The sequence below is a fragment of the Paenibacillus cremeus genome (assembly GCF_007786445.1).
Taxonomy (GTDB): domain Bacteria; phylum Bacillota; class Bacilli; order Paenibacillales; family NBRC-103111; genus Paenibacillus_G; species Paenibacillus_G cremeus.
On the sequence record NZ_VNJI01000051.1, the window covers coordinates 40789 to 56233 of the forward strand.

General features: G+C 46.4%; 25 protein-coding genes. All 25 read left to right on the plus strand.

Going from position 1 to position 15445, the window contains the following annotated elements; translation table 11 throughout:
* Window positions 1-4: 4 nt before the first annotated feature.
* The 25 genes from rplE to FPZ49_RS28315 all read left to right on the plus strand — a co-directional run bounded on the left by rplE (window position 5) and on the right by FPZ49_RS28315 (window position 15231).
* Window positions 5-547, plus strand: a complete 543-nt coding sequence (rplE, locus tag FPZ49_RS28195; protein WP_144853541.1) for a 50S ribosomal protein L5 — start codon at window positions 5-7, stop codon at window positions 545-547.
* 32 nt (window positions 548-579) lie between these two features.
* Complete coding sequence (locus FPZ49_RS28200; RefSeq protein ID WP_113022649.1) at window positions 580-765, plus strand: type Z 30S ribosomal protein S14; 186 nt, start codon at window positions 580-582, stop codon at window positions 763-765.
* 33 nt (window positions 766-798) lie between these two features.
* On the plus strand, window positions 799-1197 hold the full coding sequence (gene rpsH, locus FPZ49_RS28205; protein ID WP_144853544.1) for a 30S ribosomal protein S8: 399 nt from the start codon (window positions 799-801) through the stop codon (window positions 1195-1197).
* Between the two features lie 30 nt (window positions 1198-1227).
* Window positions 1228-1770: a 50S ribosomal protein L6 gene (gene rplF, locus FPZ49_RS28210; protein WP_144853547.1), complete on the plus strand. Its 543-nt coding sequence runs from the start codon at window positions 1228-1230 to the stop codon at window positions 1768-1770.
* Between the two features lie 61 nt (window positions 1771-1831).
* Window positions 1832-2200, plus strand: coding sequence for a 50S ribosomal protein L18 (gene rplR, locus FPZ49_RS28215; protein ID WP_144853550.1), 369 nt, complete (start codon window positions 1832-1834; stop codon window positions 2198-2200).
* 29 nt (window positions 2201-2229) lie between these two features.
* Entirely contained in the window at window positions 2230-2727 is a 498-nt protein-coding gene (rpsE, locus tag FPZ49_RS28220; protein WP_144853553.1) for a 30S ribosomal protein S5, read from the plus strand.
* Window positions 2728-2737: 10 nt separating this feature from the next.
* Window positions 2738-2926, plus strand: a complete 189-nt coding sequence (gene rpmD, locus FPZ49_RS28225) for a 50S ribosomal protein L30 (protein WP_144853556.1) — start codon at window positions 2738-2740, stop codon at window positions 2924-2926.
* A 35-nt stretch (window positions 2927-2961) separates the two neighbouring features.
* The gene (rplO, locus tag FPZ49_RS28230) at window positions 2962-3402 is read left to right on the plus strand and encodes a 50S ribosomal protein L15 (protein ID WP_144853558.1); all 441 of its coding nucleotides are present in this window, start codon (window positions 2962-2964) and stop codon (window positions 3400-3402) included.
* Window positions 3402-4703: a preprotein translocase subunit SecY gene (gene secY / locus FPZ49_RS28235; RefSeq protein ID WP_144853560.1), complete on the plus strand. Its 1302-nt coding sequence runs from the start codon at window positions 3402-3404 to the stop codon at window positions 4701-4703. The genes rplO and secY overlap by 1 nt, the downstream gene beginning before the upstream one ends.
* 119 nt (window positions 4704-4822) lie before the next feature.
* Entirely contained in the window at window positions 4823-5473 is a 651-nt protein-coding gene (locus tag FPZ49_RS28240) for an adenylate kinase (RefSeq protein WP_144853592.1), read from the plus strand.
* Complete coding sequence (gene map / locus FPZ49_RS28245) at window positions 5473-6225, plus strand: type I methionyl aminopeptidase (RefSeq protein WP_144853562.1); 753 nt, start codon at window positions 5473-5475, stop codon at window positions 6223-6225. Before FPZ49_RS28240 ends, map begins: the two co-directional genes overlap by 1 nt.
* 9 nt (window positions 6226-6234) lie before the next feature.
* Window positions 6235-6543, plus strand: coding sequence for a KOW domain-containing RNA-binding protein (locus tag FPZ49_RS28250; protein WP_144853564.1), 309 nt, complete (start codon window positions 6235-6237; stop codon window positions 6541-6543).
* Between the two features lie 2 nt (window positions 6544-6545).
* The gene (gene infA, locus FPZ49_RS28255; protein ID WP_009676800.1) at window positions 6546-6764 is read left to right on the plus strand and encodes a translation initiation factor IF-1; all 219 of its coding nucleotides are present in this window, start codon (window positions 6546-6548) and stop codon (window positions 6762-6764) included.
* Between the two features lie 53 nt (window positions 6765-6817).
* The gene (gene rpmJ, locus FPZ49_RS28260) at window positions 6818-6931 is read left to right on the plus strand and encodes a 50S ribosomal protein L36 (RefSeq protein WP_003333770.1); all 114 of its coding nucleotides are present in this window, start codon (window positions 6818-6820) and stop codon (window positions 6929-6931) included.
* 16 nt (window positions 6932-6947) lie between these two features.
* Window positions 6948-7316 (plus strand): 30S ribosomal protein S13, encoded by a 369-nt coding sequence (rpsM, locus tag FPZ49_RS28265; protein ID WP_144853566.1) that lies wholly within the window; start codon window positions 6948-6950, stop codon window positions 7314-7316.
* Window positions 7317-7336: 20 nt separating this feature from the next.
* Window positions 7337-7732: a 30S ribosomal protein S11 gene (gene rpsK / locus FPZ49_RS28270; protein WP_112885744.1), complete on the plus strand. Its 396-nt coding sequence runs from the start codon at window positions 7337-7339 to the stop codon at window positions 7730-7732.
* A 128-nt stretch (window positions 7733-7860) separates the two neighbouring features.
* Window positions 7861-8805: a DNA-directed RNA polymerase subunit alpha gene (locus tag FPZ49_RS28275; RefSeq protein WP_144853568.1), complete on the plus strand. Its 945-nt coding sequence runs from the start codon at window positions 7861-7863 to the stop codon at window positions 8803-8805.
* A gap of 50 nt (window positions 8806-8855) precedes the next feature.
* Window positions 8856-9221: a 50S ribosomal protein L17 gene (gene rplQ / locus FPZ49_RS28280; RefSeq protein ID WP_144853570.1), complete on the plus strand. Its 366-nt coding sequence runs from the start codon at window positions 8856-8858 to the stop codon at window positions 9219-9221.
* A gap of 146 nt (window positions 9222-9367) precedes the next feature.
* Window positions 9368-10144 carry a tRNA pseudouridine(38-40) synthase TruA gene (gene truA / locus FPZ49_RS28285; RefSeq protein ID WP_144853571.1) on the plus strand — a complete coding sequence of 259 codons (777 nt, stop codon included), beginning with the start codon at window positions 9368-9370 and terminating at the stop codon, window positions 10142-10144.
* A gap of 155 nt (window positions 10145-10299) precedes the next feature.
* Window positions 10300-10737 (plus strand): 50S ribosomal protein L13, encoded by a 438-nt coding sequence (gene rplM, locus FPZ49_RS28290; protein WP_144853573.1) that lies wholly within the window; start codon window positions 10300-10302, stop codon window positions 10735-10737.
* Between the two features lie 18 nt (window positions 10738-10755).
* Complete coding sequence (gene rpsI / locus FPZ49_RS28295; RefSeq protein WP_144853575.1) at window positions 10756-11148, plus strand: 30S ribosomal protein S9; 393 nt, start codon at window positions 10756-10758, stop codon at window positions 11146-11148.
* 200 nt (window positions 11149-11348) lie between these two features.
* Window positions 11349-12041 carry a phosphoadenylyl-sulfate reductase gene (locus FPZ49_RS28300; RefSeq protein WP_144853577.1) on the plus strand — a complete coding sequence of 231 codons (693 nt, stop codon included), beginning with the start codon at window positions 11349-11351 and terminating at the stop codon, window positions 12039-12041.
* A gap of 29 nt (window positions 12042-12070) precedes the next feature.
* Complete coding sequence (gene sat, locus FPZ49_RS28305) at window positions 12071-13246, plus strand: sulfate adenylyltransferase (RefSeq protein ID WP_144853579.1); 1176 nt, start codon at window positions 12071-12073, stop codon at window positions 13244-13246.
* Window positions 13247-13318: 72 nt separating this feature from the next.
* Window positions 13319-14080 (plus strand): N-acetylmuramoyl-L-alanine amidase CwlD, encoded by a 762-nt coding sequence (gene cwlD, locus FPZ49_RS28310; RefSeq protein ID WP_144853581.1) that lies wholly within the window; start codon window positions 13319-13321, stop codon window positions 14078-14080.
* Window positions 14081-14139: 59 nt separating this feature from the next.
* On the plus strand, window positions 14140-15231 hold the full coding sequence (locus FPZ49_RS28315; RefSeq protein WP_144853583.1) for an Mrp/NBP35 family ATP-binding protein: 1092 nt from the start codon (window positions 14140-14142) through the stop codon (window positions 15229-15231).
* The last annotated feature ends 214 nt before the right edge of the window (window positions 15232-15445 follow it).

Consider the following 15445-nt stretch of genomic DNA (forward strand, 5'->3'; position numbering starts at 1 on the left):
AACGATGGCAGCAAGAATGAAAGATCGTTTTCTGAACGAAATCACTCCTGCACTCATGCAAAAGTTTAACTACACTTCCGTGATGCAGGTTCCTAAGATTGAAAAGGTCGTTATCAACATGGGTGTTGGTGAAGCTGTTTCCAACTCCAAAGTGCTTGATGTCGCTGTGGCAGAACTCCAATTGATCTCTGGTCAAAAGCCAGTAATCACTAGAGCTAAAAAATCCATCGCAGGCTTCAAACTCCGCGAAAATATGCCGATCGGTGTGAAGGTAACCCTTCGCGGCGAGCGTATGTATCAATTCCTGGATAAATTGTTCAACGTTGCACTTCCGCGTGTACGCGACTTCCGTGGTATTTCTAACAAAGCATTCGACGGTCGTGGTAACTACACACTTGGTTTGAAAGAGCAACTCATTTTCCCAGAAGTTGAGTATGACAAAGTGGATAAAGTTCGCGGTATGGATATCGTTATCGTAACTACGGCTAAGACGGACGAGGAGTCCCGTGAATTATTAACCCAATTAGGTATGCCGTTTACTAAATAATAGGGCGGCATAATCGGAGGTGTAAACTTAAAGTGGCAAAAACTTCGATGAAGATAAAGCAGCAACGCGCACCAAAGTTTAAGGTTCAAGCCTATACTCGTTGCGAGCGCTGCGGTCGTCCACATTCCGTACTTCGTAAGTTCAAAATTTGCAGAATTTGCTTCCGCGAATTAGCATACAAAGGCCAGATTCCTGGCGTTAAGAAAGCAAGCTGGTAAAACTCAAAGCTTCGGGAAGGAGGTTTACAAAACATGGTTATGTCCGATCCAATTGCAGATATGCTTACACGCATTCGCAACGCAAACGTAGTTCGTCATGAGACTGTTGAAATTCCTGCTTCTTCGATCAAGCGCGAAATCGCTGAGATCCTGAAGAAGGAAGGCTTCATCCGTGACGCTGAATATATCGAAGATAACAAGCAAGGTATCATTCGCGTGTTCCTGAAATACGGTCCGAACCAAGAGCGCGTTATCACTGGTCTGAAAAGAATCAGCAAGCCTGGCCTGCGCGTTTACGCGAAAAGCCAAGAGGTACCTCGCGTACTCGGCGGTCTCGGAATTGCAATTCTGTCCACCTCCAAAGGGGTTATGACAGATAAAGAAGCACGTCAATCCAAAGCTGGCGGAGAAGTTATCTGCTACGTTTGGTAATTACGATTTTTAAAGAACGGAGGTGCAAATATGTCCCGTATTGGTCGCAAGCCCATCACGATCCCAAGTGGAGTAAACGTGACTTTAGATAACACATTGATTACGGTTAAAGGACCTAAAGGTACTTTGAGCCGCGAGCTGCATAAGGATATGAAGATTAGCGTTGAGGACAATGTCCTGACTGTAGAGCGCCCTTCTGATAATAAATTGCATCGCTCCCTGCATGGTACTACGCGCAGCGTGGTTCAAAACATGGTTAGTGGTGTAACTGATGGTTTCGTTAAGAACCTTGACCTCGTTGGCGTAGGTTACCGTGCGAACAAATCCGGCAACAAGCTGGTATTGAACGTTGGTTATTCCCACCCAGTTGAGATCGAGCCAGAGAACGGTATTGAGTTCGAAGTTCCTTCGAACACTAAGATCATCGTTAAAGGTATCGATAAAGAATTGGTCGGCGCTACTGCTGCTAAAGTTCGTTCCGTTCGTGAACCAGAACCTTACAAAGGTAAAGGTATCAAGTATGAAGGCGAACGTATTCTTCGTAAAGAAGGTAAAGCCGGTAAGAAGAAATAAGGCGGCTTAAATAAATTAGCACTGCAGATTCGGATCTAACCCGAAAGGAGTGAACCCTAGAATGATTACTAAAGGCGATAAAAATAAAGCTCGTCTGAAAAGACACCTTCGCGTTCGTAAGAAAATTCAAGGAACGGCTGAGCGTCCACGCCTCAACATTTTCCGTTCTTCCAAGCACATGTATGCACAATTGATCGATGATGTAAAAGGCGTGACTATCGCAGCAGCATCGACTCAAGATAAAGCTCTGAAAGAAACTATCGGTAACGGCGGTAACGCTGAAGCTGCTACTAAAGTAGGCGCTTTGATCGCAGAACGTGCTAAGCAAGCAGGAGTAGACAAAGTGGTTTTTGACCGCGGCGGATACCTGTACCATGGACGTGTTAAAGCACTTGCAGATGCTGCTCGTGAAGCAGGTCTTGAATTCTAATATAATCTACAAACAAGGAGGTTAAGGTCTTGCGTATTGATCCCAATACTTTAGAGCTGACTGAAAAAGTCGTTCATATTAACCGCGTTGCTAAAGTAGTAAAAGGCGGTCGTCGTTTTAGCTTTAGCGCGCTCGTAGTTGTGGGCGACGGTAAAGGTTGGGTAGGCGCTGGAATCGGTAAAGCTTCCGAGGTACCTGATGCGATTCGCAAAGGTATCGAAGATGCGAAGAAAAACCTGATTCACGTTCCTATCGTTGGAACTACTATTCCTCACCTGGTGACTGGACATTTTGGCGCGGGCCGCGTACTTCTGAAGCCTGCTTCGAAAGGTACCGGAGTTATCGCCGGCGGTCCTGTTCGTGCAGTGCTCGAACTGGCTGGCGTAGGCGACATCTTGACGAAGTCCCTTGGGTCTTCGAACTCCATCAACATGGTTAACGCTACCTTGGAAGGCCTTGGACGCCTGAAGCGTGCGGAAGAGGTTGCAAAGCTTCGCGGAAAAACCGTAGAAGAACTCTTAGGTTAGGAGGGATACCATGGCTAAGCAATTGCAAATCACCCTCAAGCGCAGCCTGATCGGTCGTCCTGAACCGCAACGTAAAACCGTTGCTGCTCTTGGACTTCGCAAGCTGCATCAAACTGTCACTCAAGCTGATAATGCTGCAATCCGCGGTATGGTGAGCCAAGTACAGCATTTGATCGAAGTTAAAGAAGTAGAAGCATAAATCGTTTAATTAAAAAGCTAGAGGAGGTGCAAACGATGAAATTGCATGAACTTACATCTGCTCCTGGTTCCCGTAGCTCCCGCAAGCGTGTAGGCCGCGGAATCGGTAGCGGTATGGGTAAAACGGCTACTCGTGGTCACAAAGGTCAAAACGCGCGTTCCGGTGGTGGCGTTCGTCCAGGATTTGAGGGCGGTCAGAACCCATTGTATCGTCGCTTGCCTAAGCGTGGATTTAACAACAGATTCCGTACGGAATATGCGGTAATCAACGTCGAGGAATTGAACAAATTTGCAGCGGGTACGGAAATTACTCCGGAAGTTCTGTTTGAATCGGGTATCGTGAAAAACCCTAAAGACGGCATCAAGATCTTGGGTAATGGCGAAGTAACGGTTCAACTGAGCGTAAAAGCCAATAAATTCTCCCAATCTGCGGTAGAGAAAATCCAGGCTGCCGGCGGTAAAACCGAGGTGATTTAATGTTCCGTACCATATCCAATATTATGAAAGTAGACGATCTCAGAAAGCGGATTTTATTTACGCTTATCGTTCTGATCGTCTACAGAATTGGTGCTTTTATTCCAGTACCTAACATCAACACAGATATTCTTAAACTTCAAGATCAGGCTAACTCGAGCGATGTTTTCGGTTTGCTGAACACTTTCTCCGGTGGAGCATTGTTCCAATTCTCCATCTTTGCGATGGGTATTATGCCGTATATCACGGCATCGATCATCGTGCAGCTTTTGTCCATGGATGTCATTCCGACATTTACGCAGTGGGCTAAAGAAGGGGAAGTAGGAAGAAAGAAGTTAGGGCAGTTTACTCGATACGGTACGATCATCCTTGGTCTTATCCAAGCGTTCGGGCTAGCGATCGGATTCAACCGTCTCTATAACGGGTTGGTTGTGAATCCGACTTTTACCACGTACGCATTGATTGCCATCGTGCTTACCGCGGGTACTGCTTTTCTGATGTGGTTAGGGGAACAAATCACCGAAAATGGCATTGGAAATGGTATTTCCATTATCATCTTCGCGGGGATCGTGGCTGCGATTCCGACTGGCATTCGTCAGATCTACCAGTCCCAATTTTCGGACGCAGGTGATGCGCTCTTCCTGAATATTGTGAAGGTCGTTCTGATTGCAGTCGTAATAGTCGCTTTGATTGCCGGTGTGATTTTCGTTCAGCAAGGTGTTCGTAAAATACCGGTTCAATATGCAAAGAGAGTCGTCGGACGGAAAATGTTCGGAGGCCAATCCACGCACATTCCTTTGAAAGTGAATGCTGCAGGGGTTATCCCGGTCATCTTCGCACTCTCCTTGTTGGTATTTCCACCTACAATCGCAAGTTTCTGGAGAGGCAATGCGGTTGCTGAATGGATTATTACCAACTTGAACTACACTCACCCGCTGGGTATGGTGTTGTATGTCTTGTTAATCATCGGTTTTACTTACTTCTACACATTTGTACAGATCAATCCTGTGCAGATGGCGGATCAGATGAAGAAAAACGGTGGTTACATCCCAGGGATCCGTCCTGGTAAAACAACATCGGTCTACTTAACACGGGTAATGACAAGAATCACTTTGTCTGGTGCGCTCTTCTTGGCAGCCATCTCCATTGTTCCAATGCTGATCGGTAGTCTTGCCGGTTTGCCAAACTCCGTACGGATCGGCGGTACTTCGCTTCTGATCGTGATCGGGGTAGGACTTGAAACAATGAAGACCATCGAAAGCCAGTTGATCAAACGCCATTACAAAGGCTTCATTAATAAATAGTGCAGCAGGGAGACTTTGAGCTCCGCTCAAAGATCCCTATATGAGGTACCGATAGTCGAAAGCTATCGGCACCTATTGTGCTGTTAGCATCGATCGATGCAATGGGGGAGGAAGTCATGATGAATATCATCTTTATGGGGCCTCCTGGGGCAGGTAAAGGTACTCAGGCTGAAAGAATCGTTAGCGAGTTTCAAATTCCGCATATATCTACAGGGGACGCGTTCCGTCTGGCGATGAAGCAGGAAACACCGCTTGGTGTTGAAGCGAAAAAATATGTGGATCAAGGATTGCTCGTTCCGGATGAAATTACAATCGGTATCGTTCGCGAACGATTGCAGCAGCCGGATTGCGGTAAAGGATTTCTACTGGATGGTTTCCCTAGAACTATTTCTCAAGCCGAGGCATTGGATGGAATCATGGCTTCGATGGGGAAAACGATGGGTCATGTCGTTAACTTGAAAGTAGATCGAGCTTTACTGCTTGCACGTTTGACGGGTCGTAGAATCTGTAAATCTTGCGGAGCTACGTATCATATCTTGTTTAACCCCCCTGCACGTGACAATGTTTGCGACAAGTGTTCTGGTGAACTGTATCAGCGTTCAGACGATACCGAAGAAAAAGTAGGTACACGTTTGGATGAGTACATCAATAAAACGGCTCCGCTTTTGGAGTATTATCGTAACCAAGGAATATTGCGTGAGGTTAACGGTGAGCAAGAGATTAATACGGTTACTGAACAAATCAGTTCACTATTGCGAGGGCAGGCGTAATGATCATTTGTAAGTCAGCAGCTGAGTTGGAGCTTATGCGCGAGGCGGGCCGCATAGTCGCGGAAACGCATCGTCTGCTTAAAGAAGCCATTCAGCCCGGCATTACAACCAAACAGCTCGATCAAATCGCAGAAGACTACATTCGCAGTCAGGGCGCTATTCCGTCTTTTAAAGGCTACAATGGTTTTCCAGGAAGTATCTGTGCTTCGGTCAATGATGAATTGGTTCATGGTATACCCAGTCAAAGAGTGCTTACAGATGGTGACATCATTAGTATTGACATCGGCGCGCAGTACAAAGGATATCATGGTGACTCTGCTTGGACGTATGGAGTCGGCAACATTTCCGATACAGCTCGCAAGCTGCTGGATGTAACCGAAAGGTCGCTCTATGCAGGCCTTGCACAAGCTGGGCCGGACGTGAGGCTATACACGATATCTCACGCCATTCAAAAATGCATTGAAGATGAAGGGTTTTCGGTAGTTCGTGAGTATGTTGGGCATGGGATCGGAACGAAGCTTCATGAGGAGCCTCAGATTCCGAACTACGGTCTGCCTGGACGCGGTCCGCGGCTAAAGCCCGGTATGGTATTGGCAATTGAGCCAATGGTCAATGTAGGAGAACGTTATGTACGTACTCTGGAAGACGATTGGACAGTTGTAACAGTGGATGGCACACTTTGCGCTCATTTTGAGCATACCATAGCGATCACTCCGGACGGCTACGAAATTTTAACGCTGCCCGGTAAGTAGGAGACCTAGATGGATGCATCGAATATGCCTAGACTCGGACAACTCGTTAGGGTGAATCGAGGACGTGATTCCGGAAAGTATGCCGTCGTTATCGGCGTCGTAGACCAACGTTACGTATGGGTTGCTGACGGCAGCAAACGGAAGTTCGATCAGCCTAAGAAAAAAAACATTATTCATCTCGAGCTTCTGCCAGTGATCAGCTCTGAAGTAGCTGACAGCTTGCTGGAGACCTCTCGTGTCACCAACGCGAAGCTACGATTTGCACTGAATAAGTATGTGGACAATTTGCAAACTGAAGCGCTAGAGAAAGGAGAATGACTGTGGCCAAAGAAGATGTAATTGAAGTTGAAGGTACAGTGATTGAACCTCTTCCGAATGCAATGTTTAAAGTGGAACTGGAGAACGGTCATAAGATACTTGCTCATGTATCCGGTAAAATCAGAATGCACTTTATCCGGATCCTGCCCGGTGATAAAGTGACGGTTGAGCTCTCGCCTTATGATTTAACCAGAGGTCGGATAACCTATCGTTTTAAATAAATGAATGCTTACGAAGAAAGTTTTCTCGCGAAAACTCTTAGGAGGTAACCACCATGAAGGTAAGACCGTCGGTCAAGCCAATTTGCGAAAAATGCAAAGTCATTCGCCGCAAAGGGAATGTTATGGTAATCTGTGAAAATCCGAAACATAAACAAAAACAAGGTTAAGGAGGTGCTCCGTTAAATGGCACGTATTGCTGGTGTAGACTTACCTCGTGACAAGCGAGTTATTATTGCTCTGACCTACATTTTCGGAATCGGAAATACGACAGCTCAGAAAATCGTTGCCCAGACAGGCGTTAACCCTGACACTCGCGTTAGAGACTTGACGGAAGATGAAGTTAGCAAAATCCGTGATGTCATCGACAAAACGCTTAAAGTTGAAGGTGACCTTCGTCGTGAAATCGCATTGAACATCAAGCGTCTGATCGAAATCGGATGCTACCGTGGTGTTCGTCACCGTCGCGGCTTGCCTGTTCGTGGACAACGGACTAAAACTAACGCTCGTACGCGTAAAGGTCCTCGTCGTACTGTAGCTAACAAGAAAAAATAGTAAAGGAGGATAAATGTTAAATGGCTAAACCTAAAAAAGTAGTTCGTACAAAACGTCGTGACCGGAAAAATATCGACTCCGGAGTGGCTCATATCCGCTCTACGTTCAACAATACGATCGTAACTATTACGGATCCACACGGTAATGCTATCTCCTGGGCAAGCTCCGGTAACCTGGGATTCAAAGGCTCCCGTAAAAGCACTCCGTTTGCTGCGCAAATGGCTGCTGAGTCCGCTGCTAAAGCGGCAATGGAGCATGGCATGAAAACTGTTGAAGTAATGGTTAAAGGTCCGGGCGCAGGCCGCGAGGCAGCGATTCGCTCTTTGCAAGCAGCAGGTTTGGAAGTAAACCTGATTAAAGACGTGACTCCGGTTCCTCACAACGGTTGCCGTCCTCCAAAACGTCGTCGTGTCTAATTCAGGATTGCTAGGCAGTGTGGTATAATTATCCAAAAGATGTGAATACTGATTGGATAGGCAAACTGCACGTTTTATACGTCTTAAGTTATCTTGAGGGAAACGACGTTTGAAGGAGGGTTTTACAAATGATCGAAATCGAAAAGCCGAAAATAGAAACCGTATCACTGAGTGAAGATGGGACTTACGGCAAGTTTGTCGTAGAACCTTTAGAAAGAGGCTACGGTACTACGCTCGGTAACTCGCTTCGCAGAATCTTGCTCTCGTCCTTGCCGGGCGCAGCAGTTACATCGGTGCAAATCGATGGGGTTCTGCACGAGTTCTCCACCATTCCAGGAGTCATGGAAGATGTTACGGAGATCATTCTGAACCTTAAAGGACTTTCGCTGAAGATTCACTCCGATGAAGAGAAAGTATTGGAGATCGACGCGGAAGGCGAAGGACCAGTTGTGGCTGGAGATATTCGTGGTGATAGCGATGTGGAAATTTTAAACCCTGATTTACACATTGCTACACTTTCCTCCGATGCCCGTCTCCATATGCGGATCCATGCCGCTCGTGGAAGAGGATATATGTCGGCAGACAAGAACAAGAGAGAGGATCAGCCGATCGGCGTGATTCCGATCGATTCGATCTATACTCCGATTACCCGTGTGAATTACAGCGTTGAAAATACGCGAGTAGGTCAGGTTACGAACTATGATAAACTGACCCTCGAAGTATGGTCCGATGGAAGTATTAGACCGGAGGAAGCTGTGAGCTTGGGCGCTAAGATTTTGACGGAGCATCTGCTGCTGTTCGTCGGTTTGACCGATGAAGCGAAGGATGCCGAAATCATGGTGGAGAAAGAAGAAGATAAGAAGGAGAAAGTTCTCGAGATGACGATCGAGGAACTGGATCTTTCCGTTCGTTCTTATAACTGCCTGAAGCGTGCCGGCATTAACACGGTGCAAGAACTGATTACCAAAACGGAAGAAGATATGATGAAGGTTCGCAACCTAGGTCGCAAATCTCTGGAGGAAGTACAAGAAAAGCTGGAAGAGCTTGGTCTTGGACTGAGAATGGAAGACTAACGCACCTGCTGCGCATCCTTACCAATCAAGCAGAAGGAGGCTATGGCACAATGGCATACCAAAAGTTGGGTCGTGACTCCAGCGCACGTAAAGCTTTGTTTCGTGACCTGGTAACCGACTTGTTCATTTATGAGCGCATTCAAACAACAGAGGCTAAAGCGAAGGAATTGCGTTCTATCGCAGAAAAGCTGATTACTTTGGCAAAGCGCGGTGACCTGCATGCGCGTCGTCAAGTGGCTTCCTTTGTTCGCCGCGAGGCAGCAAACGATAACCAAGACGCAATTCAAAAGCTCTTCACTGATCTGGCACCTCGTTATGCAGAGCGTCAAGGCGGATACACTCGGATTTTGAAGCTGGGTCCTCGTCGCGGCGATGCTGCACCTATGGTGTATTTAGAGCTGGTTGACCGAGCTTAATTGTAAAGTGGACAACTGGCGGCGTTTCTAAACGTAGCACAGTTGCTAATATGGATGGGAAAGGGTGGACGGGATCTCATGATTCTGATGAAACCCTTTTTTTTGTAGGCTCAGGATACGGTAGCATGGCAATTCGGAGGCAAGCCGTGAGAAATGTTCGAATGACGGTTAGCTATGACGGTACGGCATATTGCGGCTTTCAAACGCAACCGGGCTTAAATACGGTCCAGGAGCAGTTGGAGCAGGCGATTAAGGTCTTGACCGGTGAAGATGCTAAGATTACGGCTTCGGGTCGTACGGATGCTGGAGTGCATGCAAGAGGGCAAGTATTTAATTTCTACACGGAATCTCAGATTCCGATTAGACGATGGAGCTTGGCCCTCAATGCTAGGCTGCCAGAGGATATTGTGGTTCGAGATGCTGTTGAGGTGCCGGAGGAGTTTCATAGCACAAAATCCGCTATACGAAAAACGTATCGGTATACAATCCGATGCGGCAAACACCCCGATCTATTTAAGCGTCATCTCGAATTTCATCATCCGTCGCCGCTTAATGTGAATGCGATGAGAGAAGGGCTTCAGCATCTACTTGGAGAGCATGAGTTCACCTCTTATTGTTCTACACGGACAACGAAAACAAACCACTTCAGAACCATTTATGAGGCTCGAGTAGAATGCGAACCTTACGATGCGGAGCTGCAATCCTTTGCTCTTCATATAATTCTTTCAGGCAATGGGTTTCTGTACAACATGGTGCGTATTATTGCCGGCACACTTATACAGGTGGGGCAAGGGAAGCGCAACAGCCTGGAAATGAAGACCATCCTGGACGGGAAAAACCGCAAGTTAGCGGGTCCAACAGCTGTGGCTCATGGTTTAATGCTATGGGAAGTTTTTTACGATGATTCGAGTATTACTACTTGATTATTGTAGGTGTATATAGTACAATAATTAACGGTGTTTCTCGATCGGCTACCCCACGGCCCCGGGTCTTGAAATGCTTTGAACTTGCTAATGTACTGAAATGCATAACTAAATGAATAATGACCTGTAAAGATAGATTTTAGGAGGAACATTACATGCGTACCACATATATGGCGAAGCCAAATGAAGTTGAACGCAAATGGTACATCATCGATGCTACCGACAAAACGCTTGGTCGTCTTGCTAGCGAAGCTGCAAGCATTATCCGCGGCAAGCACAAGCCTGAATTTACTCCGCACGTAGACACTGGTGATTTCGTAATCGTGATCAATGCTGAGAAAATTCACTTGACTGGTAAGAAGCTTCAAAACAAAATGTACTACCGCCACTCCCTTCACCCGGGTGGTTTGAAAGTAACTTCTGCTGGAGATATGCTGAAAAACAAGCCTGAGCGTATGTTGGAACTTGCTATTCATGGTATGCTTCCAAAGACTCGTCTGGGCAACAGCATGAAGACGAAACTGAAAGTATACGCTGGCTCTGAACATCCGCATCAAGCACAACAACCTGAAGTTTGGGAACTTCGCGGTTAATAAAGGGAGGACTGTCTTGTGGCACAAGTACAATATTATGGCACTGGTCGTCGTAAGCATTCGGTAGCACGTGTACGTTTGGTACCGGGCGAAGGCCGTATCATTATCAATAAACGTGAATTGGATGAGTATTTCGGTCTGGAAACATTGAAGCTGATCGTTAAGCAGCCTTTGAATCTGACGGATACACTGACTCGTTACGATGTTTTGGTTCTTGCTCACGGTGGTGGTATTTCCGGACAAGCTGGCGCAATCCGTCACGGGATTTCCCGCGCATTGCTCAAAGCAGATCCAGAATTCCGCGGCGCGCTGAAAAAAGCAGGATTCTTAACTCGTGACCCTCGTATGAAAGAGCGTAAGAAGTACGGCTTGAAAGCTGCTCGTCGTGCGCCTCAATTCTCCAAACGTTAAGATGCTTTTGCGAAAGACCTTTCCGAATTATTTCGGAAAGGTTTTTTTTGTGTTCACCGATCAAGCCCGATTTTAATAAAATAGCATAGTGTTAGAACAAAATTTTAATTTGACAAAAAGGTATGCATCTTTATAATTAAATACAAATATAATAAAACATATTACAATACTCGGAATAATTAGGACGGAGGATTACTTATATGAATTTGTTTGAAAAGGAAGAACTGATTCGTAAAGCCGCGGAGGAGTTTGAAACCAAGTCTGCGGAGGAACTTATTGCTTGGGCGGTGGGGAAATTTCCTAATATTACGCTGGCCTGTAGTTTTGGCGCCGAAGATGTAGTGTTGGTGGATATCCTTCAGAAGGTTAGCCCCAAAACAGACATATTTTATCTAGATACCAATGTGCATTTCAAAGAAACATACGAAACAAGAGATCGTTTGCAGAAGCATTATGGATTGGAGTTTGTGCAAGTGCTTCCTAAGCTTACTTTGGAAGAGCAAGCAGAGCGTCATGGTGATGAGTTGTGGAAAAGTGATCCTACACAGTGCTGCAATATCCGTAAAGTAGATCCTCTCACGGATATTCTCAAAAACTATAATGCTTGGATCACTGGGATTCGGAGAGATCAAGCGCCTACACGTGCTAACGCTAAGAAAGTGGAGTACGATGTAAAATTCGGGCTGGTGAAATTTAATCCGTTAGCTGACTGGACATCAGAAGATGTTTGGAATTATATCCGTAATAACAATATCATTTACAATCCACTTCACGATCAGAACTACCCTAGTATTGGCTGTGAGCATTGCACCCGTCAGGTAGCGGCTGGTGAAGATCCAAGAGCCGGCAGATGGTCTGGCTTTGAGAAGACAGAGTGCGGACTGCATAAGTAATTTGCAGAAAGCTTAGGAGGAGATTGTTCATGAGAGAGACCATCAAACCGCATGGCGGCATATTGATCAATCGTCTGGTTGAAGGAGAACTTAGAGAGCACCTCTTAGAGCAGTCTAAGCAATTACCGCAGATTATAATCAATACATGGGCGATTTCCGACCTAGCTTTAATTGGTGTGGGCGCATTTTCTCCATTGGCGGGCTTTATGTCTGAAGCAGACTATAATGCTGTAGTGGAAACGATGAAATTGGCTGACGGTACCGTGTGGAGCATTCCGATTACGTTGGGTGTAGAGGCTCCAGTAGCAGATAAACTTCAGCTCGGAGGTCAGGCAGCTCTGGTTGGCGAGCAAGATGGTGTGGTTTATGGGATCATTGATGTACAAAGCATTTACCAGGTCGATCAGAAGCACGAAGCGGTCAAAATCTTCAAAACAACGGAGTTAGCGCACCCAGGCGTGCAAAAGCTGTTCACCAAGCCACCCACCTACATTGGCGGGCCTGTTCAAGTGTTGAATAGTCCAAAACCGGAGAAGTTTGAGGATTTTTATTTTGACCCTGCAGAAACACGCCGCATATTCTCCGAGAAGGGCTGGAAGACGGTTGTCGGCTTTCAAACTCGCAATCCAGTACACCGGGCTCATGAGTATATCCAGAAGAGCGCTATGGAGATTGTAGATGCTTTATTTTTGAACCCACTCGTTGGAGAAACAAAGTCGGACGATATTTCTGCAGATGTACGTATGCGGAGCTACCTTACTCTGCTTGAGAACTACTATCCGAAGGATCGAGTATTCCTTGGTGTATTTCCGGCAGCTATGCGCTATGCTGGACCTCGAGAAGCGATTTTTCATGCAATAGTTCGTAAAAACTATGGCTGTACTCATTTTATCGTTGGCCGCGACCACGCAGGTGTAGGCGACTATTACGGTACTTATGAGGCGCAGCAAATTTTCAGCAACTTCACATCGGAAGAGCTGGGAATTACGCCATTGTTCTTTGAACATAGCTTCTTTTGCACCAAGTGCGGCAACATGGCCTCGAGCAAAACTTGCCCGCATGATGCATCGGATCATTTGCATTTGTCCGGAACCAAAGTACGTGCCTTGCTGCGTGGCGGTCAGTGCCCGCCTCCACAATTCACCCGCCCTGAAGTGGCTCAGGTGCTGATTGATGGTATGAAGGAACCTGAATATCAGGTGTAACGCAAAGGTATATTTGTCCACCTCGTCCCATAAGATGGTACAAAGTCTATGGGGATGCGAGGTGGATTTTTCATGTTCGGAAGAAAGAAAAGGGTCGTAATTTGGCTGACCATGCACAGTGGTATAAAAATCGTGATGTCGGCTTTATTAGTGGCTCTGATGCTGTTTATGTTCACGTACGAGCTGCCTGCAACAAAGACTTGGACATATTGGACCATGCCGCTGTCGGGCAAAATCATTGCCTTGGATGCAGGACATGGTGGCCCGGATGGGGGCGCTCAAAGTAAGGATGGGCTTGTAGAGAAAGACGTGAACTTAGCGATTACCAAGTATTTAAGGGACTATTTGCAGCAAGCTGGAGCGCTTGTGGTGATGACACGTGAGGAAGATAAGGACTTAGCCAATCCGACAACCAAAGGCCTCAGTATGAGAAAGACAGAAGATCTGCTCAAGCGAGCGGAATTCATTTCACAGCAAAATTCAGATCTGTTCGTCACCATACATTTAAACAGCATTCCATCGGTGAAGTGGTCGGGGGCGCAAACGTTTTTTTATTCCGGCAACAATAAAGATAACCAGGTGCTGGCCACGCTAATCCAAGAAGAAATTAAGAAAAACCTGAAGAACACCGATCGAGTTGCCAAGCAAGCAGATAAAGAGATTTATCTTCTGAAGGCCATGAAAATCCCAAGCGCACTAGTAGAGGTCGGGTTCTTGTCCAATCCAACGGAAGCGCAAATGCTAAGAGATTCGGCGTACCAGAAAAAAATTGCCGCTTCGATTTATCAGGGGATCTTAAGGTACTATTCGGGAGAAAAAGTGGGAGCGAACTAAAATTATGCTATAATAACCTCTGTACATATTCTTATATTAACTACACTTGAGGTGACAACGTGTTAAATAAAGAACAGTTATTAGCCGCGATAAGCCATATCCAAGACCCGGAGTATCGATTGAGCCTGCCGGAGTTGAACTTTGTTCGCGACGTCATGATAAAGGAAAACAATGTTGCCGCTACCGTATTAGTTTCCCGTGAGGACGAGACTTATAAAGGGCAAGTGCAGCAAGAGATCGTGACCGCGTTTAAAGAAGTGGGTGCAAGTGAGGTTCACCTTCGTTTTCGTGGGCTGTCCGATTTTGAACGCAATGACGCAGCACGGAAGCTGCAGGAATCGGGTGCAACAGCAGAGAAGCAACCGACACGGGTGAGTGTGCTTGATCCACAATCGGGAGTAAATTTCATTGCGATTGCTAGCGGTAAGGGGGGCGTAGGGAAGTCCACTGTAACCGTAAATTTAGCCGTAGCGCTGGCGAGACTGGGGAAAAAAGTAGGGCTAGTCGATGCTGATATATACGGCTTCAGTGTGCCGGACATGATGGGAATTGAAGAGCGGCCGCAGCTTGTGGACAATCGGATCATTCCTGTAGAACGCTTTGGAGTGAAAGTGATTTCGATGGGCTTTTTTGTGGAAGAAAACACACCGGTCATTTGGCGGGGGCCAATGCTGGGCAAAATGCTGCGTAACTTCTTCAATGAAGTAGAGTGGGGAGAGCTTGACTATCTCTTGCTGGATTTGCCTCCGGGAACTGGGGATGTAGCGCTGGATGTGCATCAAATGATCCCGCAAAGTAAGGAGATTATCGTTACCACCCCTCATGCAACAGCATCCTTTGTGGCAGCTCGAGCTGGCGCAATGGCGATTCATACGGAGCACGAAATTATCGGTGTGGTTGAAAATATGTCTTACTATTCCTGCAGCAAGTGCGGGGAAAAAGATTATGTATTCGGCAGAGGCGGCGGCGCCAAATTGGCTGATGAGCTCCATACACAGCTGCTGGCACAGATTCCGCTTGGAGTTCCCGATAATCATGTGGCTGAGCCGGATTACTCACCGTCTGTTTATAAAGCGGAGACGGAAACAGGTTTAATTTATAAAGAAGTCGCGGAGCAAATCATATTGAAAGTGGAAAAAGGACAGGCATAAGCGAGGCCACTGAAAAAGTCTCTTAAAAAGGTATAGTTCCTCAAGGAAACTGAGGAGGCTGTACCTTTTTTCCTGTATACTGATGAATTAAGGGGAAATAGGGTGAGCCGAGTGATTCAAAAACAGCAGACAATTATGTTAAGTCCATACTCCGAGCTGTACAACATCATCGTGCCGAAGGATAACTTGTTGCGGCAAATCAATGAATTGGTGG

What these genes read in the sequence shown, in the direction of transcription:
- rplE (WP_144853541.1), top strand. Translation starts at nt 5, where the DNA reads ATGGCAGCAAGAATGAAAGATCGTTTTCTGAACGAAATCACTCCTGCA.
- rpsH (WP_144853544.1), top strand. Translation starts at nt 799, where the DNA reads ATGGTTATGTCCGATCCAATTGCAGATATGCTTACACGCATTCGCAAC.
- rplF (WP_144853547.1), top strand. Translation starts at nt 1,228, where the DNA reads ATGTCCCGTATTGGTCGCAAGCCCATCACGATCCCAAGTGGAGTAAAC.
- rplR (WP_144853550.1), top strand. Translation starts at nt 1,832, where the DNA reads ATGATTACTAAAGGCGATAAAAATAAAGCTCGTCTGAAAAGACACCTT.
- rpmD (WP_144853556.1), top strand. Translation starts at nt 2,738, where the DNA reads ATGGCTAAGCAATTGCAAATCACCCTCAAGCGCAGCCTGATCGGTCGT.
- rplO (WP_144853558.1), top strand. Translation starts at nt 2,962, where the DNA reads ATGAAATTGCATGAACTTACATCTGCTCCTGGTTCCCGTAGCTCCCGC.
- secY (WP_144853560.1), top strand. Translation starts at nt 3,402, where the DNA reads ATGTTCCGTACCATATCCAATATTATGAAAGTAGACGATCTCAGAAAG.
- FPZ49_RS28240 (WP_144853592.1), top strand. Translation starts at nt 4,823, where the DNA reads ATGAATATCATCTTTATGGGGCCTCCTGGGGCAGGTAAAGGTACTCAG.
- map (WP_144853562.1), top strand. Translation starts at nt 5,473, where the DNA reads ATGATCATTTGTAAGTCAGCAGCTGAGTTGGAGCTTATGCGCGAGGCG.
- FPZ49_RS28250 (WP_144853564.1), top strand. Translation starts at nt 6,235, where the DNA reads ATGGATGCATCGAATATGCCTAGACTCGGACAACTCGTTAGGGTGAAT.
- rpmJ (WP_003333770.1), top strand. Translation starts at nt 6,818, where the DNA reads ATGAAGGTAAGACCGTCGGTCAAGCCAATTTGCGAAAAATGCAAAGTC.
- rpsM (WP_144853566.1), top strand. Translation starts at nt 6,948, where the DNA reads ATGGCACGTATTGCTGGTGTAGACTTACCTCGTGACAAGCGAGTTATT.
- rpsK (WP_112885744.1), top strand. Translation starts at nt 7,337, where the DNA reads ATGGCTAAACCTAAAAAAGTAGTTCGTACAAAACGTCGTGACCGGAAA.
- FPZ49_RS28275 (WP_144853568.1), top strand. Translation starts at nt 7,861, where the DNA reads ATGATCGAAATCGAAAAGCCGAAAATAGAAACCGTATCACTGAGTGAA.
- rplQ (WP_144853570.1), top strand. Translation starts at nt 8,856, where the DNA reads ATGGCATACCAAAAGTTGGGTCGTGACTCCAGCGCACGTAAAGCTTTG.
- rplM (WP_144853573.1), top strand. Translation starts at nt 10,300, where the DNA reads ATGCGTACCACATATATGGCGAAGCCAAATGAAGTTGAACGCAAATGG.
- FPZ49_RS28300 (WP_144853577.1), top strand. Translation starts at nt 11,349, where the DNA reads ATGAATTTGTTTGAAAAGGAAGAACTGATTCGTAAAGCCGCGGAGGAG.
- sat (WP_144853579.1), top strand. Translation starts at nt 12,071, where the DNA reads ATGAGAGAGACCATCAAACCGCATGGCGGCATATTGATCAATCGTCTG.
- cwlD (WP_144853581.1), top strand. Translation starts at nt 13,319, where the DNA reads ATGTTCGGAAGAAAGAAAAGGGTCGTAATTTGGCTGACCATGCACAGT.